24 protein-coding genes and 1 pseudogene are annotated in these 25226 nt (G+C 67.9%); 17 read left to right on the plus strand and 8 right to left on the minus strand.

Features of this window, described 5'->3' with window-relative positions; genetic code table 11:
- The first annotated feature begins 268 nt into the window (after positions 1-268).
- The 11 genes from GVV77_RS02950 (at position 269) to GVV77_RS03000 (ending at position 10973) form a co-directional block, all read left to right on the plus strand.
- Positions 269-1627: a hypothetical protein gene (locus tag GVV77_RS02950; protein WP_201293162.1), complete on the plus strand. Its 1359-nt coding sequence runs from the start codon at positions 269-271 to the stop codon at positions 1625-1627.
- A 174-nt stretch (positions 1628-1801) separates the two neighbouring features.
- A complete protein-coding gene (locus GVV77_RS02955; RefSeq protein WP_159616263.1) occupies positions 1802-2722 on the plus strand; it encodes a metal ABC transporter substrate-binding protein in 921 nt (306 codons plus the stop codon).
- Positions 2715-3512, plus strand: coding sequence for a metal ABC transporter ATP-binding protein (locus GVV77_RS02960; protein ID WP_159616265.1), 798 nt, complete (start codon positions 2715-2717; stop codon positions 3510-3512). The genes GVV77_RS02955 and GVV77_RS02960 overlap by 8 nt, the downstream gene beginning before the upstream one ends.
- Entirely contained in the window at positions 3512-4405 is an 894-nt protein-coding gene (locus GVV77_RS02965) for a metal ABC transporter permease (protein WP_159616267.1), read from the plus strand. The genes GVV77_RS02960 and GVV77_RS02965 overlap by 1 nt, the downstream gene beginning before the upstream one ends.
- Positions 4406-4680: 275 nt before the next feature.
- Entirely contained in the window at positions 4681-5856 is a 1176-nt protein-coding gene (locus tag GVV77_RS02970; RefSeq protein WP_159616269.1) for a phytase, read from the plus strand.
- 29 nt (positions 5857-5885) lie between these two features.
- Positions 5886-6908: a non-homologous end-joining DNA ligase gene (gene ligD / locus GVV77_RS02975; protein ID WP_159616271.1), complete on the plus strand. Its 1023-nt coding sequence runs from the start codon at positions 5886-5888 to the stop codon at positions 6906-6908.
- A gap of 352 nt (positions 6909-7260) precedes the next feature.
- Positions 7261-8964, plus strand: a complete 1704-nt coding sequence (locus GVV77_RS02980; protein ID WP_246199609.1) for a GAF domain-containing sensor histidine kinase — start codon at positions 7261-7263, stop codon at positions 8962-8964.
- Between the two features lie 94 nt (positions 8965-9058).
- The gene (locus GVV77_RS02985) at positions 9059-9313 is read left to right on the plus strand and encodes a hypothetical protein (protein WP_159616273.1); all 255 of its coding nucleotides are present in this window, start codon (positions 9059-9061) and stop codon (positions 9311-9313) included.
- A 13-nt stretch (positions 9314-9326) separates the two neighbouring features.
- Positions 9327-10247 carry a hypothetical protein gene (locus tag GVV77_RS02990; protein ID WP_159616275.1) on the plus strand — a complete coding sequence of 307 codons (921 nt, stop codon included), beginning with the start codon at positions 9327-9329 and terminating at the stop codon, positions 10245-10247.
- A 59-nt stretch (positions 10248-10306) separates the two neighbouring features.
- Positions 10307-10564 carry a PLD nuclease N-terminal domain-containing protein gene (locus tag GVV77_RS02995; protein WP_159616277.1) on the plus strand — a complete coding sequence of 86 codons (258 nt, stop codon included), beginning with the start codon at positions 10307-10309 and terminating at the stop codon, positions 10562-10564.
- 13 nt (positions 10565-10577) lie between these two features.
- Positions 10578-10973: a response regulator gene (locus GVV77_RS03000; RefSeq protein ID WP_159616279.1), complete on the plus strand. Its 396-nt coding sequence runs from the start codon at positions 10578-10580 to the stop codon at positions 10971-10973.
- A 22-nt stretch (positions 10974-10995) separates the two neighbouring features.
- Here GVV77_RS03000 and GVV77_RS03005 read toward each other — a convergent pair whose 3' ends face one another.
- The 3 genes from GVV77_RS03005 to GVV77_RS03015 form a co-directional block, all read right to left on the minus strand.
- Entirely contained in the window at positions 10996-11520 is a 525-nt protein-coding gene (locus tag GVV77_RS03005) for a hypothetical protein (protein ID WP_159616281.1), read from the minus strand.
- Positions 11521-11577: 57 nt separating this feature from the next.
- Positions 11578-11781, minus strand: a complete 204-nt coding sequence (locus GVV77_RS03010) for a hypothetical protein (protein WP_159616283.1) — start codon at positions 11779-11781, stop codon at positions 11578-11580.
- Between the two features lie 130 nt (positions 11782-11911).
- Positions 11912-12397: a PaaI family thioesterase gene (locus GVV77_RS03015; RefSeq protein ID WP_159616285.1), complete on the minus strand. Its 486-nt coding sequence runs from the start codon at positions 12395-12397 to the stop codon at positions 11912-11914.
- Between GVV77_RS03015 and polA the strand changes: the two genes are divergently transcribed.
- From polA to rpsA, 3 genes are all read left to right on the plus strand, one after another.
- The gene (polA, locus tag GVV77_RS03020; RefSeq protein ID WP_159616287.1) at positions 12396-15158 is read left to right on the plus strand and encodes a DNA polymerase I; all 2763 of its coding nucleotides are present in this window, start codon (positions 12396-12398) and stop codon (positions 15156-15158) included. The genes GVV77_RS03015 and polA overlap by 2 nt on opposite strands.
- Positions 15159-15213: 55 nt before the next feature.
- Positions 15214-16533 (plus strand): GNAT family N-acetyltransferase, encoded by a 1320-nt coding sequence (locus GVV77_RS03025; RefSeq protein WP_159616289.1) that lies wholly within the window; start codon positions 15214-15216, stop codon positions 16531-16533.
- Between the two features lie 268 nt (positions 16534-16801).
- Positions 16802-18274 (plus strand): 30S ribosomal protein S1, encoded by a 1473-nt coding sequence (rpsA, locus tag GVV77_RS03030; RefSeq protein ID WP_120168329.1) that lies wholly within the window; start codon positions 16802-16804, stop codon positions 18272-18274.
- 265 nt (positions 18275-18539) lie between these two features.
- Here rpsA and GVV77_RS03035 read toward each other — a convergent pair whose 3' ends face one another.
- From GVV77_RS03035 to GVV77_RS03050, 4 genes are all read right to left on the minus strand, one after another.
- Positions 18540-19667 carry a class I SAM-dependent methyltransferase gene (locus tag GVV77_RS03035; RefSeq protein ID WP_159616290.1) on the minus strand — a complete coding sequence of 376 codons (1128 nt, stop codon included), beginning with the start codon at positions 19665-19667 and terminating at the stop codon, positions 18540-18542.
- Complete coding sequence (locus tag GVV77_RS03040; protein ID WP_159616291.1) at positions 19660-20325, minus strand: IMPACT family protein; 666 nt, start codon at positions 20323-20325, stop codon at positions 19660-19662. The genes GVV77_RS03035 and GVV77_RS03040 overlap by 8 nt, the downstream gene beginning before the upstream one ends.
- A 206-nt stretch (positions 20326-20531) precedes the next feature.
- Complete coding sequence (locus GVV77_RS03045) at positions 20532-20726, minus strand: hypothetical protein (RefSeq protein ID WP_159616292.1); 195 nt, start codon at positions 20724-20726, stop codon at positions 20532-20534.
- Positions 20727-20817: 91 nt separating this feature from the next.
- Positions 20818-21045, minus strand: coding sequence for a hypothetical protein (locus GVV77_RS03050; RefSeq protein WP_159616293.1), 228 nt, complete (start codon positions 21043-21045; stop codon positions 20818-20820).
- A 285-nt stretch (positions 21046-21330) separates the two neighbouring features.
- Between GVV77_RS03050 and GVV77_RS18645 the strand changes: the two are divergent.
- Positions 21331-21552: pseudogene (locus GVV77_RS18645) on the plus strand (hypothetical protein); the annotation flags it as partial.
- A gap of 186 nt (positions 21553-21738) precedes the next feature.
- On the opposite strand, the gene GVV77_RS03055 reads toward GVV77_RS18645, so the two are convergent.
- Positions 21739-21936 (minus strand): DEAD/DEAH box helicase, encoded by a 198-nt coding sequence (locus GVV77_RS03055; RefSeq protein ID WP_201293163.1) that lies wholly within the window; start codon positions 21934-21936, stop codon positions 21739-21741.
- Between the two features lie 127 nt (positions 21937-22063).
- On the opposite strand from GVV77_RS03055, the gene coaE reads away from it, so the two are divergent.
- Together coaE and uvrB are read left to right on the plus strand one after the other, a co-directional pair.
- Positions 22064-23053 (plus strand): dephospho-CoA kinase, encoded by a 990-nt coding sequence (gene coaE, locus GVV77_RS03060; RefSeq protein ID WP_159616294.1) that lies wholly within the window; start codon positions 22064-22066, stop codon positions 23051-23053.
- Positions 23054-23144: 91 nt separating this feature from the next.
- Positions 23145-25223 (plus strand): excinuclease ABC subunit UvrB, encoded by a 2079-nt coding sequence (uvrB, locus tag GVV77_RS03065; RefSeq protein ID WP_159616295.1) that lies wholly within the window; start codon positions 23145-23147, stop codon positions 25221-25223.
- Positions 25224-25226 lie beyond the last annotated feature (3 nt).

Raw genomic sequence — 25226 nt, forward strand, 5'->3', positions numbered from 1 at the left:
TAAATGAAATGAAGGTAGGGGCAGGAGGAGGCGCGTTTGCCTCGGCGCACGGAACGTTTTCTTATATCTCGACATCCTGTCCTGACCGGCCTGGCGCATCGTTTCGACGGCCTGACCAGCGCTCCGGCGGCCACTGTTGAGGCCGATCCGAGGTCACGAGGGTGAGGTGCATACCCGAACTATATGAGAATCATTCTCAAAAGCGAAGCCGGGGAGGCCGGGGGGCTCTCCTTTGCTAATGATAATGATTTACGTTTAGCATGCTGATATGCCGATAGTCACCCGCACCCTTTGCCTGTCCACCGCCATGGCCGCAGCCTTTGCTCTGAACTCCTGCGCCACGCCCGGATCCTCCGCGCCCAAAGCCGGCGCCCCCACGAATTCCGCCTCGTCCGCCGCCGGGGAGGAGGATGGAAATGCCGACCGCCAGGAGGTGGACGGGCTGGCCCCGCGCGCCGTGCTGACCTACGACGGCGGCCTGATGACCGTTGACACGGAGACCGGTGAGGTGGTCGCAAAGACCGAGACGGACGGCTTCCTGCGGCTCAACAACGCCGGCGACGGCCGGCACCTCCTGATCAGCGACGGTGATGAGTTCCGCATCTTCGACAGCGGCCTGATCGCTGAGGGGCATGGGGATCACGACCACTACTACGAGACGGCACCGGCCCTGACCGGCGCCGGCATCGCGGCCCCCGAGGCCGCGCACGTCGTCGCGCACGAGGGCAGGACCGCCCTTTTCGCCGACGGGACCGGGGGGATCACCGTGATGGATTCCGCCGCCTTCAGCGACGGCAAGGTGACTCCCGGCGAGGTCGAGGAACATTCCACAGACACCGCCCACCACGGCGTCGCCGTCCCGCTCAGCAACGGGGACCTGCTGTTGACCCAAGGCACCGCGGAGTCACGGAACACGGTTCAGGTGGTCTCTCCCGACGGGAAAGTCCTCGCCGAAACCACCGACTGCCCGGGCGTCCACGGCGAAGCCTCCGCCCAGGCCACCGATCAGGGCGATGTGGTGACCCTGGGCTGTGAAAACGGGCCGGTGATCTACCGCGACGGCGCGTTCTCCAAGGTGCCCGTGGAAGAGCAGTACCAGCGTTCGGGCAACCAGTTCGGCGACCACGGCTCACCGATCGTGCTCGCCGACTACAAGACCGATCCCGACGCCGAGCAGGAACGGCCCACCCGGATCGGGCTGATCGACACCCGCGCCGCGTCCATGAAGACCGTGGATCTGGGGTCGCCCTACTGGTTCCGCTCCCTCGCCCGCGGAGCCGAGGGTGAGGCGCTGGTTCTGACCTACGACGGTGAACTGAACATTCTGGACGAGGAAACTGGTGGCATCGTTCACGAGGTCAAGGTCACCGGGTCCTGGGAGGAACCGGCGGAGTGGCAGTCACCCGGCCCGGCCGTGAAGGTCGGCACCGACGGATTCGCCTACGTGACCGAGCCCGCCACCAAAAAACTGCACGTCGTCGACGTCGCCGCCGGCACCCTGGTGGACAGCCTCGACCTGCCCGAAACACCAGTGGAACTCGCGGTCCTCACCGGGGAAGCGGAAGCACCGGATCACGACCACGAAAACAACCACGACCACGCCCAGAACGAGGAAGAGGACCACTAACCCGGCTCTGCCGTGGCGGCTCCGGCGTGGAGCCGCCACGGCGTCATGCTCCCTGATGCTCCCACCGGGCACCATCGGATGCGCCGCGTTCCGGGGACCGCATCCTTCGGGGACTCCAACTTTCGGGGACCGCATCTCCAGGGCGCCGATCCGCACCACCAACCGAGGATATTCATGATCTCCCTTCCGCGCCGCACACTCGTCCTGCCGGTGCTGGCCGCCGTCACCCTGTCCGCATGCGCCCCGTCCGCGCCGACGGGCACAAACGGCGAACCGGCGTCGCTGAAGGTGCTTGCATCGTTCTACCCGCTCCACTACGTCGCAGAGCGGGTGGGGGGAGAGGAAAGCGCCGTCGGCTCGGTGACCCCACCCGGCGCAGATCCACACAATCTCGAACTCTCGCCGGCGAAGGTCGCCGAACTGGCGCGCGCGGATGCATCCGTGCTGGTCTACGCCTCCGGATTCCAGGCCGCCGTCGATGAGGCGGTCAGCCAGGTCTCCCCGGAGCAGACCGTTGATGTGGCCGACGCGGCTGACCTCTCACCCGCCGACGGGAGCAGCAGCGCCCCGGACTCCGGTGGAGCCGACCCACACTTCTGGCTTGACCCGCAGCGTCTTGCCGCAGTGGCCGATGTGGTCGCACAGGGTTTCAGCGAGATCGACCCGGAAAATGCCGAGACATATACGGCCAACGCCCAGGAGCTGAGCCAGGAACTGTCTTCTCTCGATGAGGAGTTCTCCACCGGCCTGGCGGACTGCGAACGGCGCACAATCGTCGTCGCCCATGAAGCCTACGGATACCTGGCCGACAGGTACGGTCTCAAGCAGACGGGCATCTCCGGAATTGACCCTGAATCCGAACCGGCACCGGCGCGCATAGCGAAGCTCCGCAGGGTCATTGAGGGCCGGAATGTCACGACGATCTTCACCGAGTCGCTCGTGAACCCCAAGGTGGCCGAGGTTCTGGCATCGGACCTCGGAATGAAAACGGCCCTGCTTGACCCTCTTGAGTCGCTGACGGACCCGGGTAAGGATTACCTCGACGTCATGCGGAACAACCTGGCCGCACTGCGCGGGGCCCTGAACTGTGAGTGAGTCCACCGGCAGCCGCGCGGCGGTCCTGGTCGACGGTCTCCGCGTACATCTGGGCGCAAGCCGGGTGCTGGACGGGATCAGTCTGCGGGTCGCAAGGGGTGAGACGCTCGCCCTGCTCGGCGCGAACGGTTCGGGGAAGACCACCCTGGTGAAGGTCCTCATGGGACTGGTCCCCATCACCGCAGGGCGGGTGGAGCTTCACGGTTCGGACATTCAAAACCGGCGTTCCGTTCCGTGGTCACGCATTGGGTACGTGCCCCAAAGGGTGAACTCCAATCCGGCGATGGCCGTGACCGCCGAAGAGGTTGTGGCATCGGGACTGCTCACCGACCGGAATCTTTTTCCGGGACGCCGCGGGCGCGGGCGTGTGATGGAAGCACTCGAACAGGTCGGGTTGGCCGGACGCGCCGGAGATAGCGTGCACATCTTCTCCGGCGGGCAGCAGCAGCGGGTGCTCATAGCGCGCGCCATGGTCCGCCGGCCGGAGCTGCTCGTGATTGATGAACCGATGTCCGGAATCGACAGGAAGTCCCAGGAGGCCCTGGCTGCCACCCTGGGAAAACTGCAGAGCGAGGGCACCAGCATCGTGGTCGTCCTCCACGACCTCGGTGTGCTGGCCCCGATCGTTGAGCGCGCCGTGGTTCTTGAGAACGGGCGCGTAGTGCACGACGGCGCACCGCCCTCCTCCAGACCCCCGAGCCCGGACCAGGACCACCTCCACGGTCAGGTGCGCGGGCAGCCGCCGCGTTGCACCGCACCTGTGATCGCTGCAGGCTGGCGGGGGCAGTAATGGAATTCTTCGACACTTTGAGCACCATGCTCTCCAGTTCACTGATGCAGCGGGCCTTGATCATTGCGGTGCTGGTGGGTGTGGCCGCACCGGTGATCGGAACCTACCTGGTGCAGCGCCGGCTGGCACTGCTCGGCGATGGCATCGGCCATATCGCCCTGACGGGGGTGGCGATGGGATGGCTCGCCGGGGCTGCGGCCGGCAGCGCTTCTGCGGACGCGCTGGCGGTGCCCGGCGCCGTCATCGCCTCGGTCGCCGGTGCGCTTCTGATCGAGTTCGTCCGAGAGCGGGGCCGGACCAGCGCGGATGTGGCGCTGGCGCTGTTGTTCTACGGCGGGATCGCCGGCGGCGTCCTGCTCATCGGTCTTGCCGGCGGCACAGCGGCAAACCTGACGGGATATCTGTTCGGGTCGATTTCCACCGTGGACCAAGCCGATGTCTGGCTCACCGCTGGCCTGACGGCCCTCATCTTCGGCGTCGGTCTTGGCTTGCGCCCGGCGCTGTTCTCGCTCTGCTACGACGAGGAATTTGCGCGTGCGAGCGGCCTGCCCGCCCGGGCTCTGAATATTCTGGTCGCCGTCACCACCGCGCTCACCGTGTCGATCTCCATGCGGGTGGTGGGGGTCCTGCTGGTTTCCGCGCTGATGATCGTTCCCGTCGCGATCGCCCAATTGGTCACCGCATCCTTCCGCACGACCATGAGGCTGGCGATGGCCCTGGGAGCCACCGTGTGCGTGGTCGGATTGTCGATCACCTACTACCACCCGCTGTCCCCTGGAGCCACGATCACCGCACTCGCGATCGCCCTCTACGCAGCACTGGCGCTGATCCGCCCCCTGACGCTCCGCAGGCGTCCGGCCGGCTCCCCCTTAGAGACAGTAAATGAGCGGTAGCGGCACACGGGAGGGACCGGCGACGCGCGCGACCCGGCAGCGGTCGTTTCGAGATCTCCGACGACGAGATGATGAACGCTTTTGCTTCCGGCAGGTCTCCGCCTCAGCCTCCGCACCATCCGCCTCAACAAGCCTTTCAAATGAGTTAAAGCGGACTCTTGAGCGCATGCTTTAGGCCCCGTACGCTTTCGTTGTAGCTGGGGGAGCGAATTGCCAAGCAAGGAGCCCTTCTGCGCCGCCTTCGTACAGCGCACCGGCCAACGGATAGGAATGCCATGGCCCACTCCGTAAGTGTTCGACGCACGCTGATCCGGCTCGCGGTCCTGCTTGTCGCGGTTTCAGCTGCCGCCCTCGCAGTCCTCAACTTAGTCATCGCCCCGCAGGGCACCCCGCAGGCGGCTTCGGCGGGCGCTCCGGTTCCGTCCGAAGAGACAAAGCCCGTTCCGAGCGCCGAGGACGCGGCGGACGACACCGCCATCTGGATACACCCGACGGATCCGTCGCAGAGCGTGGTGATCGGTACGGACAAGACGGCTACCGGGGGCGTGGGGGTCTATGACCTATCGGGGCGCCAGATACATTTCTACCTGCACGGCAGCATGAACAACGTCGATCTTCGGTACAACTTTCCGTTGGGAAGTGAGCGCATCGCCCTCGTCGGTGCGACCGAGAGGAATGAGGGGTCGACCGGTGTTCGGTTCTATAAGGTGAACACTGCGGATCGGTCTCTGACCGAGGTGGGGCGCATCACCACTCCGGGCAGGCCTCGCGGCTTCGCCATGTACCACTCGCCGGTCTCTGGGAAGTATTTCGCCTTTGTGCATGATTTCAATACCAACGAGGTAACTCAGTTCGAACTGGACGGCTCCACTGGATCGGTTCAAGGGACTGCCGTGCGTACCTTCGACAACGGCGGCAGTTCGGAAGGCATCGCGGCAGATGATGAGCTGCAACGTGTCTATGTGGCCGAGGAGGAGGTCGGCTTGTGGCGGTACGGAGCTGAGCCGGGGCACGGTTCGATCCGGACACTCGTGGACCGCACCGAGGCAACCGGTGGACGGATAGTGGACAACATCAAAAATCCCGCCATCTATTATGGTCGGGAGGGGACCGGTTATCTGATTGTGTCGAGTCAGGGTGGATCCAACTTCGTCGTCTACAACCGCGGTGACAACGACTACATCGGCTCCTTCGAGATCGGCGATGGAGACAGCGTCGACGGTGTGAGTGGTCAAGACGGCATTGACGTGACCAATTTCCCACTCGGACCTTCATATCCCGCTGGACTCTTTACCAGCCAGGACCATACCAACACCGATGCGGGCAACGACAACAGTGGTAACCAGAACCACAAGCTTGTCTCCTGGCAGCGAATTGCCGATTCCTTCAACCCCAAGCTGCTCGTGGACACCACTTTTGACCCGCGTCAAATAGGAGCAGAGGACAAATGAGCGCGGGCCCCGCGGAGTAGGGTGCTCCCATGGCCCGCGAAGAAACCACCCTGTCCGTCCCCGGCCCTCATGGCGCCCGCGACGTCCGCATCTCAAGTCCCAGCCGGGTGCTCTGGCCCGAGCCCGGCCTGACGAAGCTCGACCTGGCGCACTACCTCATCCGGGTGCAGGAGGCGTTCCTCGCCGCGAACGGTGACCGGCCGGTGTCCCTGCAGCGGTTCTCCGGCGACATCGACGGCGAGCAGTTCTTCTCCAAAAACCCCCCTAAGGGCACACCCGACTTCATCCGCTCAGTGCCCGTGGTGTACCCCAGCGGCCGGTCACACCCGCAGCTGGTCCTCGATGAGCCGGCCGCCGTGGTGTGGGCCGCGCAGATGAACACCCTCGTATTCCACCCCTGGGCCTCGCGGGCCGGCAACCCCGACAACCCCGACCAGCTGAGGATCGACCTCGATCCCCAACCCGGCACCGGTTTCGAGGAGGCCGTCCCAGCCGCCCTTGAACTGCGCTCGGTGCTCGCCGAGGCCGGACTGACCTCCTTCGTGAAGACCTCGGGCAACCGCGGGCTCCACGTTTTCGCCCCGATCCGCCCGGACCACGAGTTCCTCGAGGTCCGCCACGCCGTCATCGCCGCCGCCCGCGAACTCGAGCGCCGCATGCCCGACAGGGTGACGACAGCGTGGTGGAAGGAGGAGCGCGGGCAGCTCGTCTTCGTCGACTACAACCAGGCCAACCGGGACCGCACCATGGCGGGGGCGTACAGTCCGCGCCCGCTGCCCCATGCCCCGGTGTCCTGCCCCCTTGCCTGGGACGAACTGGGCGCGGCGGACCCCCGCAGCTTCACGGTGTTGACGGTGCCGGCGCGGCTGGAGGACCGGGGGGACCCGTGGGCGGACATGCACTCCGAACCGGGCACGATCGACACGCTGCTCGGCTGGTGGGAGCGGGACCTGGAGGCGGGCCTCGGGGAGCTTCCCTTTCCGCCGGACTATCCGAAGATGCCCGGTGAGCCCCCGCGCGTCCAGCCAAGCCGGGCGCGGGCCAAGGGATAACGGCCTCCCGCATGTGACGCCGGGGGGGACACGCGGGGTGGCGCTCGGCGGGAGAACACCCGCAGAATGGACAATGTAGGAAAAATTTAGGAAAAGTTCAGGAAAGACGCAGGATTGCAGGGACGCGGCGGGGCGAAGGAGCGCCTCCCGCGGGAGGTCGCGTTGCGGGCAGGCTGGGGTGCTGACCGGTGGAAGGGGATCCTTCCGCTGCCAAGTGGGTTTGCCGAAGTCGGGGGAGTGCAATGGCCGGAATCGATGCGATCTACGTGCTGCCGGTGGAACGGCCGCCGAAGCGGGGACGCCTGGAGGCGCCCCCTGCCGGGCCGGGCCGCGCCGCGGGCGGTGGACGGTGGTGACGGCGTCAGCTCCGGGCCCCCGCCGCGCGTCCGTCGCGCAGTCCTCCCTGTCCGGCGCGGAGCAGGTGCTGAAGGACTTCCTGCCGCACACCGAGGACCTCCTCCACACCCAGGAACGACTGCAGGGCCTGCTCTCGGCGGTCATGTCCCTCGCGGAGAACCTCAGCCTCGAGGCAGTGCTTGACCGGGTGGTGACCTCCGCCTGCCAGCTCGTTGGGGCGCGGTACGGGGCCCTGGGGGTGATCGGACCCGACGACGCACTGACCCACTTCGTCACGGTCGGCATGGAGGAGGACCAGGCCCGCCTCGTCGGGGAAATGCCCGAGGGCCGCGGCGTGCTCGGGCACCTGATCCGGGACCCCCGGCGGATCCGCCTGTCCGACCTCAATGAGCACCCTCAGGCCAGCGGCTTCCCCGAACACCACCCGCCGATGCGCACGTTCCTCGGCGTTCCGGTTCGGGTGCGCGGGGTGGCCTTCGGGAACCTCTACCTCACCGAGAAGGAGGGCGGGGAGCACTTCACGGCCGAGGATGAGGAACTCGCCGTGGCGCTGGCCGCGGCGGCAGGCGTCGCCATTGAGAACGCGCGCCTGTTCGAGGACGCCACGCGGCGCCAGCGGTGGCTCGAGGCCGGCATGGACGTCAGCGAACGGCTGATGGGCAACCCGACGGCGGAAGCCGCGGGCCTCGACCTGATCGCCGAAGGGGCCCTCGAGCAGTCCGACTCCGCGGTGGCGATGATCGCCTTCCCCGATCCAGGCGGCCGCGTGCTGCGCTGCGGCACGGCCGTCGGCGACAGCCACCTGGTGAAGGGCCACGCCATCGCCGCCGACAGCACGCCCATCGCCCACCTGCTGACCACCGGAGAGTCCGTCCTGTGCCGCGCCCCTGATCTCTGGGCGGGGGCGGCGGCCGCTGAGGAACTCGGTCCCGTCCTGGTGGCGGCACTGGGCCACAAAGGCACCCACGCGGGGATCCTGATCCTTGCCCGCCCATTCGGAGCGCCCGGGTACGGGCAGGTCGACGTGGAGATGAACGAGGTGTACTGCTCGCGCGCAGCACTGGCCCTTGAGCTGGCCCACGCCCACCTGATGCGGGAGCAGCAGATCGTCTTCTCCGACCGGGACCGCATCGCGCGCGACCTTCACGACCTGGTGATCCAGCGCATCTTCGCCGCCGGCCTGAGCGTACAGAGCCTGCGCCGCCACACCACGGACCCGGTCGCGCAGCAGCGCATCAACTCCATCACCGGGGAACTTGATGAGACGATCCGGGGACTGCGGGACACCATCTACGCGCTGGGTGACAACGGCGGGCGCGAGCGGCTCAGCTCCCGGATCGTCCGGGCGGTGCAGGACGGCACCTGGCAGGCGGGCACGACGCCGGAACTGCAGATGCGCGGCCCGGTGGACGGCATTCCGGAACCTGTGGCCGGTCACCTGCTGGCTGTGCTCTCGGAGGGCCTCTCGAACGCCCTGCGGCATTCGGGGGCGCTCCACATCACCATCACCGTCTCGGTGCGGGGCGGGCAGGTGAAGCTGCTGATTGAGGACGACGGGAAGGGCTTCCGCAACCCAGGGCGCACCAGCGGCCTCTCCAATATGCAGCACCGTGCGGCGGCGGTCGGGGGAACATTTGTCCCCGTGAGCGCCCCGGGCCATGGAACGAGGCTCTCGTGGACGGTACCCCTTCCACGGTGAGGACCGGTGGAGGACGAAAGCCCCTGTGCAGGAGCCGGAACTTGAGCTTTACTTGTGCCGACGCCGCAGCACCGCCAATGGATCGGAGCATTCAATGAGCCTTGAGGAAACCTGGGACAAGCTGGACCAGCCCACGCGCCGATGGATCACGACGAACCGCGGATGCAGGGTGCTTCCGCGCACGGTGGCCGGAGCCGTCCGCCGTGCCGCGGGGCACCCGGAGGTCGACACCCAGCACGGCCAGATGGAGCTGACGCCCGAGGACCTGCGCTTCATCGCGCGGATGTCCGATGAGGCCGCCGGACAGCAGCTGGCGGCGCCGCTGAATCCGCCGCTCCCTCAGGGGTAGGAAGGGCCGGCCAATGCAGCACAGAACAGCCCCCCTGGACATCGATATCCGCCCGCTTCCGGCGAAACGTGCCGTGGTGGAGGGTGAGAGCTTCGCCGTCGACGTCGAAGCCGTCGCCGAGCGCGACGTGGTGGCCGATCAGGTGGTGCTCGAAGTGGTCCAGGTGATCGACTACGGGTACGGCCGCACCAACCTCCACGGCGTGATCTACACCGCGCGGGACCGCTCCACCCACGTCATCTCGCAGCAGCCACTGCCGCCGGCCGGCAGGGTGATGGCGGGGGAGACCTACCGGACCCGCGCCGTCGTCGCCGTTCCGGCGCTGAACCTTCCCTCCGTGCGGGGGGAGCTGATCAGCATCTCCTGGATCCTTCGGGTGCGCATGTCCGCCCGTAATGATCAGGAATCCGTGGGCGAGGGAACGTTCACCGTCCAGTCGGCCGCGGCGGGCTGCAGTTCCGATGCCGTCCAGGATCCGGAGGCCACCGTCCAGTGGACGGCGTCCCTTGAACTGGTCGAGCTGCCCGCGCGTGTCCTGACCAACGCGACACCGGTCACCGGACGGCTCCGGGTTGCCCTGCACCACGGAACGCTGCGTTCGGTCCGGGTGGAGCTCGTGATGCTCGAAGCGGTCGCCTATGGGCCCACGCCCGCTGGCCAATCCGGCGACCGCCCGCAGAAGCACCCCCGGCACACCGAAAACACGATCGCCGCGACCACCCTGACGGATGGACTGCCCGCCGCTGGGGCGGAGGCCGTGCTTCCGTTCGAGGTCGCCACTCCGCGTTTCCTGCCCTCACCGTCGCTGGATACGGGGAAGTTCCGGGTGCGCTGGCAGCTGCGGATCACCGCCGATGTTCCGCACCGTCCCGATCCGCAGCTTCGGGTCGGCCTGGTCGCAATCACGGCGCCCCAGGCCGCGCATTCCTCGTAGCACCGCTCAGCCGGAACCGGCGCCACGGGCGCTCTGCGCCACCGACCGAAGGATCAACCATGACGCGAAGCGCCCGGGCCCGTGCGGACCGCAGGAAGTCCTGGAAGGACCTCAGCCGGGTCCAGCGCAGGGCCGTGATGGCGCTGGGAGCTGTGCAGGTGACCCTGATGGCCGCCGCACTCACCGACCTCGCGCGGCGCCCTGCCGCCGCCGTCCGGGGCAGCCGCGCCGCCTGGGCCGTTGCGTGTTTCGTCAACTTCGCCGGGCCGATCGCCTACTTCCTCTTCGGGCGCCGCCACCCGGCCGCCCCGCGTTGAGTAGACTTGCCGAATGCAAGACGATAAGCCAGCGCGAGCCGCGGTGGTCATTGAAGACGACGATGACGTCCGGGACCTCCTGCACGCGGTGCTTACGGGGTTCGGCTTCACAGTGCACACCGCCCCCGCAGGTCAGGCCGGTGTCGAAATGGTGCGCCGGATCGCCCCGCAGGTGGTGACCCTCGACGTCGGCCTGCCCGACATCGACGGGTTCGAGGTGGCACGGCGGATCCGCCGGTTCTCCTCCACGCTGATTGTCATGCTCACCGCGCGGGCCGACCCACGCGATGAGGCCCGCGGCGCGGAGGCCGGGGCCGACGAATACCTCACCAAGCCCTTCCGCCCCGCCGAACTGCGCCGCCGCATCGAGGACGGGCTGAACAAGCGCAGCGTGCCGGTCCCTTCCTAGGCGGCACCGATCGAGGCGCTGCTCAGTGGCTGCGGACACCCCGCCGTGAGATCAGCCGCGGGGCGATCCACCGGTCGGCCGCAACGCCCGTGACGAGGGAGTAGACCGCCTTGTGGAGGTAATCCACAGTCTTTTCCCCGACCGGCCAGAGCGACGGCGGCGCACCGGCGCCCGTCGCGTTCTCCAGGGTCTGGTCGAAGGCGAGGCGCACCACGGTGTGGGTGGCGTTGGCGGTCCCTCCGCGGATGCCGGTCATGGCCCAGACGCCCCGCAGGGCCCCGAGCACCGCCCCGGTTCCCCAGTGCATCGCGGAGTTGGCCGCGGCGGGCTTGGCCCGGTCCGACACCGGCCGGCCCAGCAGCGTGCTCAGCGTGCGTCCCGGCACGTATGAGTCCGGCCGTTTGGTGAGCGCCTGTTCGATTTTTTCGCCGAGGGTCATGGCGGCGGCGCCCACGAGGCCCGCACACGCCCCCTGCACCGCGGACCCCAGGATCAGGGTAAGCCGCACCCCGGTCGAGCTACGTACCCGCCTCTTGCGCCGTTTCATCTGTGCACTCCTGTCCCGCCGGCAGGACCGACGGCTGACGCCCGCCCTGGCCGGCTGTCACTGATTGTCGTTGTCCTCGCCGCGGGCATCGTCACCCTGGTCGGTATCGATGCCGTTGTTGTCGTCGTACTGCGAGGACTCCTCGGGTGAGGAGCCTCCGCCATCCTGGTTGTCGGCGTCGTCGCAGCCCACGAGGAACATTGCGCTGAGGGCGAGGATGAGCGGGTATTTCTTAAGACCGTCGGCTGCCACCGTTCTCACTTCTCTCCGTCTTGGTCCACCTGCCTGCGCTTAAACCGTAGGACGGCGGGCTGGGGCGGGGAAACGATTTGAGCCGGACGGCCGGCAGCAAAGAGAGCGCTGGCAGGCTCTGGCCTCCCGTGTTAGCGCCCTAGCGGGCGTCGCGGATCAGGTTGGTGATCCGCGCCGTGGAGAGCCGGCGGCCCTCCTCGTCGGTCATCACCACCTCGTGCGTGGTCAGCGTGCGTCCAAGGTGGACGGCGGTGGCCGTCCCTGTGACCGTCCCGGCGGCGATGCTGCGGTGGTGGGTTGCGCTGATCTCGATTCCCAGGGCGTGCCGTCCCGGGCCGGCATGGATTCCGGCGGCGAAGGACCCAAGGGTCTCGGCCAGCACCAGGTGCGCGCCGCCGTGGAGAATTCCGGCCACCTGCTCGTTGCCGGCGACCGGCATTGAAGCCACCATGCGTTCGGCGCTCATCTCGGAGAAGGTGATGCCCATCTTCACAGTCAGGCGCCCGATCCCGTGCCGACCCAGCCAGCCATGCATCTCCGGGGGCACCCCGGCGGCGGTGAGTTCCTCGGCATACGGGTTGGCTGCGGAGCGGCCCGCGGGCGGCTGAGTGAAATTGTCGACCATGGGAACTAGGCTGGCACCTGTGAGTGAAACAACCAAACCTGGATCCACCCTGCCCGCCCCGAGAACAGCGACGGGACAGCGCAACCGCCTCCTGGTCATCGATGGACACTCAATGGCGTTCCGGGCGTTCTACGCCCTGCCCCCCGAAAACTTCTCCACCGACACCGGCCAGCACACCAACGCCGTGTACGGGTTCACCGCAATGCTGATCAACCTCATCAAGGACCAGAAGCCCACCCACGTGGCCGTCGCCTTCGACCTTGACACCCCGACGTTCCGCTCCGAGGAGTACACCGAGTACAAGGCGGGCCGGTCCCGGACGCCCGAGGAGTTCCACGGGCAGGTCGACCTGATCATCAAGGTGATGGAGGCCATGCGCATCCCCACTATCTCCATGGACGGCTATGAAGCCGACGACATCCTGGCCACGCTCGCCACCAAGGCAGCGGCCGAGGACTGGGACGTCCAGGTGGTCAGCGGGGACCGAGACGCCTTCCAGCTGGTCAACGACCGCGTCACCGTCCTGTACCCGAAGCAGGGTGTCACCAACATCCCCCAGATGGACGCTCAGGCCATCGAGGAGAAGTACTTCGTTCCGCCGCACCAGTACTCCGACCTCGCCGCGCTTGTCGGAGAGAGCGCCGACAACCTGCCCGGCGTGCCCGGTGTCGGACCCAAGACGGCCGCCAAGTGGATTAAGCTCTACGGCGGGCTGGAGGGGATACTCGAGAACCTCGACTCCATCGGCGGCAAGGTGGGCGACGCGCTGCGCGCCCACGCCGATGACGTCCGCCGCAACCGCCGGCTGAACCGGCTGCTCACCGACCTGGACCTGCCCGTGGACCTCGATGCGATGGTCTCCCAGCACCCGGACCGCTCCGCCGTCGAGGACCTTTTCGACTCCCTGCAGTTCAACACCCTGCGCAAGCGGCTGTTCGACCTGTTCGGCGAGGAAGAGGCCGAGGAGACCGGGGACGAGATGACCCCGCCGCCGCACGTTGTCCTCACCGACGCCGCGCCCCTGACCGCGTGGCTGAACTCCACCAACCAGGCCCCCGCGGCGGTCCACCTCGCCACCGAGGCCACCACCGGGGGCACCGACGTCACCGGGATCGCCATCGTCACCTCCACCGCGGCCGCCTTCGTGCCGCTCGAGGGGCTCGACGCCGAGGCGGAGCAGGTGCTCGCGCACTGGCTGGCCGACCTCGACGCGCCCAAGGTGGTCCACGACTTCAAGGAGGCCTACAAGCTGCTCGCCCCGCGCGGGCTGCACCTGGCGGGCGAGGTGGACGACACGGCCATCTCGGGCTACCTGATCCAGCCGGACCGCCGCAGCTACGACCTGGCCGACCTGAGCCAGTACCACCTGCGCCTGACCCTCGGCACGGCGCCGGGCAACGCCTCCGGCCAGCTCGCCCTCGAACTCGGGGAGAAGGACCTCGCCGGTCCCGCCGTGATGCGCGCCTTCGCGGCCCTGCAGCTCAGCGAGCACTTCGCCGGCCAGCTCGTCGAAAAGGGCGCCAACCAGCTCCTCGGTGAGCTGGAGCTGCCCCTGTCCGAGGTCCTGGCCGAGATGGAGCTCACCGGCGTCGCCGTCTCCGTCGAACGCCTCGACCGGCTCCTCGACGACTTCTCCAAGACCATCAGCACCGCCGGGGCCGAGGCGTTCCGCATCATCGGCAAGGAGATCAACCTCGGCTCGCCCAAGCAGCTCCAGACGGTGCTGTTCGAGGAACTCGGGCTGCCGAAGACCAAGAAGATCAAGACCGGGTTCTCCACCGACGCCGACGCTCTCACCGACCTGATTGTCAAGACCGGCCATCCGTTCCTCGAGCAGCTCCTGGCCTACCGCGACGCCACCAAGCTCCGGCAGACCGTCGAGGGCCTGCGGAAGTCGGTGGCCGAGGACGGGCGCATCCACACCACCTACGCCCAGACGGTCGCCGCGACGGGCCGGCTGTCCTCAATCAACCCGAACCTGCAGAACATCCCGGTGCGCTCCGACGAGGGCCGGCGGATCCGTGAGGTGTTCGTCGTCGGGAAGGGCGCCGACGGCAGCCGCTACGAGACCCTGATGACCGCCGACTACTCTCAGATCGAAATGCGCATCATGGCCCACCTCTCCGGCGACGAGGGCCTGATCTCCGCGTTCCGCGAGGGCGAGGACCTTCACCGGTTCGTCGGCTCGCACATCTTCGGGGTCGCCCCCGAGGAGGTCACCAGCGCCATGCGCTCCAAGGTCAAGGCGATGTCCTACGGCCTGGTGTACGGGCTGAGCTCCTTTGGGCTCTCCAAGCAGCTGGCCATCTCCGTCGACGAGGCGCGCACCCTGATGCGCGACTACTTCGAGCGGTTCGGCGCGGTGCGCGACTACCTGCGCGGCATCGTCGAACAGGCGCGCAAGGACGGCTACACCTCAACCATCGAGGGCCGGCGCCGCTACCTCCCGGACCTCTCCAGCGACAACCGCCAGCTGCGCGAGATGTCGGAGCGGGCGGCCCTGAACGCGCCCATCCAGGGTTCGGCGGCCGACATCATCAAGAAGGCGATGCTCGGCGTGGACGGCGCGTTGAAGGCCAAGGGCCTGTCCTCGCGCATGCTGCTGCAGGTGCACGACGAACTGGTCCTCGAGATTGCCGAGGGGGAGAAGGACGTTGTCGAGGCTCTGGTGCGCGAGCAGATGGCCGGCGCGGCCGACCTGTCGGTGCCCCTGGATGTCTCTGTCGGAACCGGGCTGAGCTGGCACGAGGCGGCGCACTGACCAATCCTCGGCGGCCTGTGGTGGAGGGCGCATAATCCGGCTAGGGTCTTGGAGCGTGAACACACAGACGACGACGCCGGGCACCTCTGCCGAACTGCGTCTTGAGAAGTTCCAGGTCACGGCGGGGGAGGACACCTCGCCGGGAGGACGGTTCGCCAACTGGTTCTACGCCGTGGGGGTCGGGTTTTTCGAGCCCCGCGCCGACGCCGAGGACTACCCGGCCTACGTGAAGGCGTTCACCGCCGACGGGCGGGTGCTGGTCGGCGTGCACGACGATGCACCGGGTGCCCTGTCCGTCGACGGGGCCGTGCCGGTGGCGACCTACGCCTCAATGCGGAACACCCTCAATGCCGGGGGGCCGGAGCCGCTCCAGGCCCACCTGATCACCTCCGTCACCGTGCGGCCCTCCCACCGGCGGCGTGGCCTGCTGCGCCGGATGATGACCGAGGACCTGCAGGACGCGGCGGCCGCCGGTGTGCCCGTGGCGGTGCTGACGGCATCCGAGGCCACCATCTACGGGCGGTTCGGCTTCGGCTGCGCCACCTTCACCTCGAGCGTGACCGTGGACGTGCGGGAGCGCTTCGCCGTGCTCGGCACCCCGTCCGGGCGGACGGAGCTGGCCGAGCCCGCCGAGGTCCCCGCGCTCTCCGGGGAGGTCTTTGCCCGCTTCCATGCCCGCACCCGCGGCTCGGTCGGGCGCCAGTACTCCTACGCGCGCCGTGTCTCCGGCCAGTGGGGCCGGGAGCGGCCGGTCGAGGACAAGGCGGTGCGCACGGCGGTGCACTACGACGACGCCGGCAACGCCGTCGGCTACGTGGCCTACCGGTTCGAGGGGTGGTCCAAGGAGCCCTACACCGTCAGCATTCTCGACCTGGTCGCCGGCACCGAGGAGTCCTACCTCGCCCTCTGGCGGTACCTCGGGGCGATGGACCTCATCCAGGAGATCACCTGGGACGGCGCGGCCGTGGACGACCCGCTGCCCTGGGCGCTTGCGGACCGCCGCTGCTACCGGGTCACCGGCGTCGAGGACGTCCTGTGGGTGCGCCTGCTCGACGTCGCCCGGGCCCTCGAGGGCCGGGGGTACCGCAGCAGCGGGCGGCTGGTGTTCGAGGTGGCCGACGCGCTCGGACTCGCGGGCGGCACCTACCAGCTCACCGTCACCGGCGGCCGGGGACGCGTGGAACGGGTCGACGCCGATTCGGAGGTCGACGTGGCGCTGGACATCGCCGCGCTCGGCTCGCTCTACCTGGGCGGAGTCAGCCCCGCCGCGCTCGTCGGTGCCGGGCTGGTGGAGCAGCGCACCGAGGGCGCCATCGAGCTGCTCAACGACCTGTTCCGGGACGCCGAAAACCCCTACTGCATCACGCATTTCTAGGCGCCGGCAGAGCGGGACGGCACTACCGGCCCGCTTTGACGGGGTTGGCTCCCGCCGTTAGACTAGACGGGCGCGTATTGCGCTGTGGTTCGGGCCGGCATCCGCCGTGCGAGTTCCCGCGTAATACCAATAGAACCGCTCTTTAGGTTTTATCCAATCTGTCCGCTTCCGGACATCGGATTCCCCTGGATGGCCCGGCTTTTTCGGCCGGATTTTCCAGCGTCCGCTTTCCGGATCAAGAAAACTTCCACAACGGAGCCCCAACTACATGACCATCACCACCACCGAGAAGCAAGGTGCCCCGCAGGTCGCTATCAACGACATCGGCACCGCTGAGGACTTCCTCGCAGCAGTCGACGCGACGATCAAGTACTTCAACGACGGAGATCTCGTCGAAGGTACCGTCGTCAAGGTCGACCGCGATGAAGTCCTGCTCGACATCGGTTACAAGACCGAGGGTGTCATCCCTTCCCGTGAGCTTTCCATCAAGCACGACGTTGACCCCGGAGACGTCGTCTCCGTTGGCGATCAGGTCGAAGCCCTGGTGCTCACCAAGGAGGACAAAGAAGGCCGTCTGATCCTGTCCAAGAAGCGCGCTCAGTACGAGCGTGCCTGGGGCGACATCGAAAAGGTCAAGGAAGAAGACGGCGTCGTCACCGGTACCGTCATCGAGGTCGTCAAGGGTGGTCTTATCCTCGACATCGGCCTGCGCGGGTTCCTGCCCGCGTCGCTCGTCGAGATGCGCCGTGTGCGCGACCTGGCTCCGTACATCGGCCAGCAGATCGAAGCGAAGATCATCGAGCTCGACAAGAACCGCAACAACGTTGTGCTGTCGCGTCGCGCCTGGCTGGAGCAGACCCAGTCCGAGGTCCGCTCGACCTTCCTCAACAAGCTTGAAAAGGGCCAGGTCCGGCCGGGCGTTGTCTCCTCGATCGTCAACTTCGGTGCGTTCGTGGACCTCGGCGGCGTCGACGGTCTGGTTCACGTCTCCGAGCTGTCCTGGAAGCACATCGACCACCCGTCCGAGGTTGTCGAGGTCGGCCAGGAAGTCACCGTCGAGGTTCTCGAAGTCGACCTGGACCGCGAGCGGGTTTCGCTCTCGCTGAAGGCCACGCAGGAAGATCCCTGGCAGACCTTCGCCCGGACGCACGCTCTGGGCCAGGTTGTTCCCGGTAAGGTCACCAAGCTGGTTCCGTTCGGTGCGTTCGTCCGCGTCGAAGACGGCATCGAAGGCCTGGTCCACATCTCGGAGCTGGCAGTCCGCCACGTTGAGCTTGCAGAGCAGGTCGTTTCCGTTGGCGACGAGCTCTTCGTCAAGGTCATCGACATCGACCTCGAGCGCCGCCGCATCTCCCTCAGCCTCAAGCAGGCCAACGAGGGCGTCGACGCCGACAGCACCGAGTTCGACCCGGCACTGTACGGTATGGCTGCCGAGTACGACGAAGAGGGCAACTACAAGTACCCCGAGGGCTTCGACCCCGAGTCGAACGAATGGCTCGAAGGCTACGAGACCCAGCGCGCCGCTTGGGAAGCTCAGTACGCCGAGGCCCAGGCCCGCTGGGAGTCCCACAAGAAGCAGGTTGTGCAGCACGCGTCCGACGACGCCGCTGCCGCCAACGAGCCCGTCGAGTCGAACGCAACGAGCTACTCCTCGGAGCCCGTCGCCGCTGAGACCGGTTCAGGCACCCTTGCCTCGGATGAGGCGCTTGCGGCTCTCCGCGAGAAGCTGACCGGAGCCTAACCCTCCGGCTTACGCCGAACACTGAGAAGGACCCCCGCCGTTTGGCGGGGGTCCTTCTTTTTGGCCCGGGACGGCAGGGCTGGTGGTGTGGCCGGTCTTCATCCAGGGTGCAGTTAGAACCGGTGGAGGGGCGCCGGGCCGTAAGTGCTGCGTCCTCGATGGGCCAGGGCGGAATCCCTTAAATCGAGGGTGCAGTTCGAACCGGTGGAGGGGGTCCGGGCCGTAAGTGCTGCGTCCTCGATGGGCCGCCGCCATGCTGCGTGGGTCAGCGGCGGACCGAACAGGTGATCGTGAACCGCTGGTTGCGGTCGATCTGGCGGGTCGGGCCGACGATCCGGGACAGGGCGGGCCGATACGCGAGGTGGCTGTTCCAGACGGTCCAGAGTTCCCCGCCCGGGGCGAGCACCCGGGCCGCATCGGTGAACAGCTTCACGGCGATGCCTGCGTGAACGGTGGCGCCGATATGGAAGGGCGGATTCAGGACGATCAGGTCCGCCGACCCCTTCGGCTGGGACGACAGCGCGTCGTCGCGCACCACGTCCACCCGGTCCCCGACGGCGTTCGCGCGCGCAGTCTCCCTGGTGGAGGCCACGGCGGAGGCCGACTGGTCCGATGCGATCACCCGCAGCCCGGGCCGGGTCAGCGCCAGGTAGGCGGCGATGGCGCCGTTGCCGCAGCCGAGGTCGATGGCCGAATCCGTCGCCGCCGCGGACGCGAGGTGGGGGAGGAGGAACCGGGTTCCGGGGTCCAGGGCCGCCCCGCCGAACGTCTCGCCGAACGCCCGCAGCACCAGCGGGTGGGGGAGGCCGACGTCATGCCGCTGCGTGAGCGGGAACGCCGCGCTGCCGGCTGGCAGCGGTCCGGAGGCGGTGAGGACCCGGGATTTCTGCCGGGCCAGCCCCGCGGTGACGGAGCCGAAATACTTCTGGAGCACCGCGGTCATGGCCAGGCTCATATGCTTGAGCCGCCCTCCAGCGTAGACGGTGGCCGAAGGATCGGCATAGGCGGCGATGTTCCAGGCGGCCTCCTCCAGGGCGTCGAGGGAGCGCGGAAGCTGGAGCAGCACCGTGCGGGCATCCCGGAGGAGCTCGGGACCCAGCCCGTGCCGCTCATATCGTCCGGACGCGCCCACCGCCCCGGCATTGCGGGCAAGCGCCAGTTCGTGCGAGAGCGGATCCTGATGGACGCGCGGACGGGGGACCCCGTGCAGCAGGGCCGCTCCGAGGGTGAGGGCGCCGTAACGGTCGCCGAGGGTGACCACGCCGGTGGGCTGCTCGGCGAGCCTGCCGGCCGCCGAGTCCAGCAGCAGCCGGTCGGTGGCGTCGTAGGCGTGCAGGTTGGGCGCCTCGACGTCCGGTCTGCGGCTCAGGCGGTCGAAGTCGAACTCAGTCATGGTCCACCCACGTGGTGCCTGCAGGGCGGGACACCGAGGCCCCGGCGGTGGAAGCGGCAAGCCGCCGCTGGAAATCCTCATAGCTGTCGGCGCCGGATTCAAGCGCCACCTCGATGAGCGCCTCCTCGGGGGTGTAGGTGGTGCCGAGGACGATCGTGGCAGCGGCGCGCAGCTCGTTTTCGACCCGCCCGGCCTCGGCGTGCGCCACCGGCACCGTGTGGAGGGTGAGGAGGCGGCGGCGGACCAGGGGTGCTCCGTCCAGCGCCCGGGTCACCGACTGGGAGTAGGCGCGGATCAACCCGCCCGCGCCCAGCAGGATGCCTCCGAAGTACCGCACGACGACGGCGGCGGTGTCGCTGAGGTCTGCCGCGCCGTGGCGGCTGAGGGCTTCGAGCATCGGGGCGCCGGCGGTGCCGGCCGGTTCGCCGTCGTCGTGTGCCCGCTGGATGGTGCGCCCTGCTCCGATCAGGTAGGCGCTGCAGTGGTGCCGCGCCGTCGGGAATTCGGTGCGCAGCTGTGCCAGGAGGCCGTCCGCTTCGGTTTCGGTTCCCGCCCTGCGCAGGACCGTGATGAACCGGGACCGGCGGATCTCGAGCTCGTTCCGGTGTTCGCCCCGAACCGTTGAGTATGCGGTGGGGTGCCGGTGGAGAGCGGTCATTCCTGTAATCCTAGCCGGTGGGGTCCGACGAACTCAGGCCGTGGACTGGAGCATCCCCTACGGGAGTCGCTTCCGACGCCGCGGGTGCCTTTCTTCCGGGTCTACCCCGGGTCGCCCGACCCGGAATCCGGGCTGGGGGTACGCTCCACTCCGGCACATCCGTGCTGTAGGGTGCGCGCGGTGGCGGCGGTCGATCGTCGATCAGTTCATTCGGTGTGGATGCTGTCCCTGCTGTGCCGTGCCTCTTGGAGGGTTTTCCTGAGTTCGGCCGGCGTCTGATCGGGCTGGGCGTTGCCGAGCAGCACCGCCGCCGCGGGCAGCGCCGTGCTGGGGGTCGAGCGCAGGGGGAGGTCCATGAGCCGCGCGAAAACCGAAGTCAGGTCATCAAGGGGTACATTCATCGTTGGCGCTCCACCCGGCTTGGATTCAATGCCAGGCAACGAATTCAGCATACACAGCGACCACCGGCGCCCTCCGCGTCCTGAGGCGGGATCAGATCACCAGAAGTCCATTCGAGTTGCCGTCGGCCTGATCGCACAGGGTGAAGACTGTCTGAGGCGAAATGGCGGCGGCCTCGGCTACGGCGGTGACGCTCCCGCCGCTGTTGATCGCCTCGAGGACCGTCAACTGCAGCTGGGTGGCCGCCTGGTCCCGGGAGAATTCGGCCGACTCAAGCTGAGCTGCGGCGACGGCCAGTGATTTGAGGTAGTCCAGGGTCATGACGTATTCCTTACGGCGTGCGGCGGTCGTGCCGCTGAGTTTGGAGGCAGGGCCGGGGCCCGCTGCGGGAAAGGGAAGGGCCCTGCCCCGCTGGGGGAGGTCTCCGGTGGGAAGCGGCGGCCGGCCGGAGGGTCCGGGAGGCTGGTGTGCGCGGGCTGGAAGGAAGCACTCACTGCGGTTGGCCGGCTGTGCGGGTGGTGTTTATCCACTCGGTTATCGTCAGACTTCGCTCCATGGCTGCTCCAAACGAGGTTCCATGGCTGACTGCTCAACCTCTCTCAGAGTATGGGCCGGAGGGGGTGTTGGCAACAGGCATACCGGCCGCTCCGCGTGGGCTTCTCCGCTTCCTTGCCGGAACCGTTCAGGCCTTTGTGCGCTGGCGGCACCGCGAAACGAGGAGGAGATGTGAGCGAGTCCCCTGCACGCGGCGAACTGCCGCTGCCCGACTACGACCCCATCCCCTTGGGCACCCTTCCTTCGCGGATCACGTCCCTGAATGAAGGCGGTCTGGAGGCGCTGCTTGCCTATGAGCGGGAGCACGGGAACCGGCCGCCGGTGACCAGGTGCGTAAGCACCGGCTGGAGGCGGCGTGAGGCGGCGCCGAGCTGGCCGACGACTCGGGGCGCAGAGTATGCCCGAGATGGGGCAGGGACAGGCGGCTCCCGGCTGAGCCCGCGACGTCCGGGCCGCCGATCAACCCACCGTCGCACGGCTACCCCACCAACCCCGCTGGGTGGACCCTCGGCCCGGCACCTGGTAGATCGCCGACTTCCCGGAACCGGTCGGCATCACGCAGAGGACGTTCCTCCCCTCCAGCAGCGCCTGCATCGCCTGCCGCTGCCCGGAGCGGAAATCGTCCCATCCGAAGACCGAGGAGGCCAGCTCCCTCAAGGTCCGAAAGTGATGGTGTCATGACCTCCTCTTGGATTGTAGTAAGCCTGCTCGGCGTAATAGGCAGGGCAACCGGTGAGGTGCCGGGATTGACAGCCGGGGCGTCGCTCCGCGCTACCCTTGGCGGATGCTGAGAGTTGGTTTGACCGGAGGGATCGCCGCCGGCAAGTCCCTGGCCGCCGGGCGGCTGAGGGCGCTGGGCGCCGTCGTAATCGACGCGGACGCCCTCGCCCGCGAGGTGGTGGAGCCCGGCACCGAGGGGCTCGCCGAGGTGCTAGACGCCTTCGGAGGCGAGCTTGCCACCGCGGACGGCTCCCTCGACCGCAGGGCTCTCGGGGAGATCATCTTCGGCGACCCCCGGGCGCGGGAACGCCTCAACGGCATCCTTCACCCCCGCATCCGGGCGCTCGCCGAGGCCCGCACCGCCTCGGCCCCGGCCGGTGCCGTCGTCGTCGAGGATCTGCCCCTGCTCGTTGAGACGGGCCAGGTGGCCCGCTTCCACCTCGTCGTGGTGATCGACGCCCCCGAGGACCAGCGCATCGACAGGATGGTGCGTCTGCGCGGCATGACCGCGGAGGCGGCGCTCAGCCGTCTGCGGGCCCAGCTCGGCCCGGACGAGCGGAACTCCGCGGCCGACGTCGTCATCGACAACGCCGGCAGCGAGGCCGACACGCTCGCGCACCTCGAGGCGCTCTGGCAGCGCCGGATCCTGCCCTTCAACGCCAACCTCCTCGCCGGAGTCCCCGCGCTCCGGGGCCCCCTCGACCCCGTCGAGCCCGACCCGACATGGCCGGCGCAGGCGGAACGGCTGAGCACCCGGCTCCGGCGCGTTGACCCGCGGGTGCTGGATGTCGAACACGTCGGGCCTACAGCGGTGCCCGGGCGCCGGTCCCCGGATGTGCTGGAGTTCAGGCTGGCGGTGTCCACCCGGGCCGACGCGGCGGCACTGCGGCCGCTGCTCACCGCGGCGGGGTTCCCGCCCGCCCCCGGACGGACGGGCGCCGGGCATCCCGCTGCCCGCGGGCGCCTGGGGTTCCACTCCAGCGCCGATCCGGGACGGGCGGCGGAGGTCCACCTTGAGCTGGCCGGCTCCACGGCGGTTCCCGGCCCGCGGTAGGGGCGGCCGGTGCGGTGCCGGAGCGATCCTGCGGTTCCGCCTCCAGCTAAGCGGAAGCTGATTGTCCGCATAACGCGCTAACGTACTAGATATGAGTCTTGCCCAGGATATTAAGCGGGTCGTAGCTCCCTTCGAGGTCATCAGCGATTATCAGCCGGCAGGCGACCAGCCGGCGGCCATCGCCGAACTGAGTACCCGGATCAAGGCAGGGGAGAAGGACGTTGTCCTCCTTGGAGCCACCGGTACCGGAAAGAGCGCGACGACGGCCTGGCTGATCGAGCAGGTCCAGCGGCCGACCCTCGTGATGGTCCAGAACAAGACCCTTGCGGCGCAGCTGGCCAACGAGTTCCGCGAACTGCTGCCCAATAACGCCGTCGAGTACTTCGTGTCCTACTACGACTACTACCAGCCCGAGGCCTACGTTCCGCAGACGGACACCTTCATCGAGAAGGACTCCTCGATCAACGAGGAGGTGGAACGGCTCCGGCACTCGGCCACCAACGCCCTGCTTACGCGCAGGGACGTCATCGTTGTCGCCACGGTCTCCTGCATCTACGGCCTGGGTACGCCCGAGGAATACATTGACAAGATGGTGACCCTCCGCAAGGGCCAGGAGATGAACCGGGACGCGCTGCTGCGCCAGTTTGTGGGCATGCAGTACACGCGCAACGACATGGACTTCCACCGCGGCACCTTCCGGGTGCGCGGCGACACCGTGGAGATCATTCCCATGTACGAGGAGCACGCCCTGCGGATCGAGTTTTTCGGCGACGAGGTTGAGAACATCTACACCCTCAACCCGCTCACCGGCGACGTCATCCGCGAGGAGGAGGAGATGTACGTCTTCCCCGCCTCGCACTATGTCGCCGGGCCGGAACGCATGAACCGTGCGATCAAGGCCATCGAGGACGAACTGCAGGTGCGCCTTGCCGAGCTTGAGTCCCAGAACAAGCTGGTCGAGGCGCAGCGGCTGCGGATGCGGGTCACCTACGACCTGGAGATGATGCAGCAGATGGGCTTCTGCAACGGCATCGAGAACTATTCACGGCACATCGACGGCCGGGGGCAGGGCAGCGCCCCGCACTGCCTGCTCGACTACTTCCCCGACGACTTCCTCCTCGTCGTCGACGAATCCCATGTGACCATCCCGCAGATCGGCGCGATGTACGAAGGGGACATGTCGCGCAAGCGCACCCTCGTCGACCACGGGTTCCGCCTTCCGTCGGCGATGGACAACCGGCCGCTGAAGTGGGACGAGTTCCTCGAGCGCATCGGGCAGACGGTCTACCTCTCGGCGACGCCGGGCAAGTACGAGCTCGGGAAGTCCGACGGATTCGTGCAGCAGATCATCCGGCCCACCGGGCTGGTGGACCCGGAGATCGTGGTGAAGCCGAGCAAGGGTCAGATCGACGACCTGCTTCACGAGATCCGGACCCGCGTGGAGCGCGACGAGCGCGTGCTGGTGACGACGCTGACCAAGCGGATGTCGGAGGACCTCACGGGATACCTCCTCGAGCACGGGGTGAAAGTGGAGTACCTTCACTCCGACGTCGACACCCTGCGCCGGGTCGAGCTGCTGCGTGAGCTCCGGCTGGGAACCTTCGACGTGCTGGTGGGCATCAACCTGCTGCGAGAGGGCCTCGACCTTCCGGAGGTATCACTCGTCAGCATCCTCGACGCCGACAAGGAGGGGTTCCTGCGCAGCTCCACCTCCCTCATCCAGACGATCGGGCGGGCCGCCCGCAACGTGTCCGGCCAGGTGCACATGTACGCCGACCGGATCACCGATTCGATGGAACGGGCCATCGACGAAACCAACCGGCGCCGGGCCATCCAGGTGGCGCACAACCTCGAGCACGGAATCGACCCGACGCCGCTGCGCAAGCGCATCGCCGACATCACCGACACCATCAACCGCGAGGACGCCGACACCCGGGAGCTCCTCGAGGCCGCCGCGAAGGGGCGCAAGAAGAAGCCCGGCCAGGGCGTGCACCGCGAGGGGCTCGCCGCCGTGCCGGCCGAGGACCTCACCGACCTCATTCAGCAGCTCACCGACCAGATGCACACGGCGGCCGCGGAACTGCAGTTCGAGCTCGCGGCCCGGCTCCGCGATGAGGTGGGGGACCTGAAGAAGGAACTGAGGCAGATGCAGACCGCCGGGCACGCGTAACAC

Origin of the sequence: Arthrobacter zhaoguopingii, from assembly GCF_009828605.1 — a bacterium.
GTDB classification, from domain to species: Bacteria; Actinomycetota; Actinomycetes; order Actinomycetales; family Micrococcaceae; genus Arthrobacter_D; species Arthrobacter_D zhaoguopingii.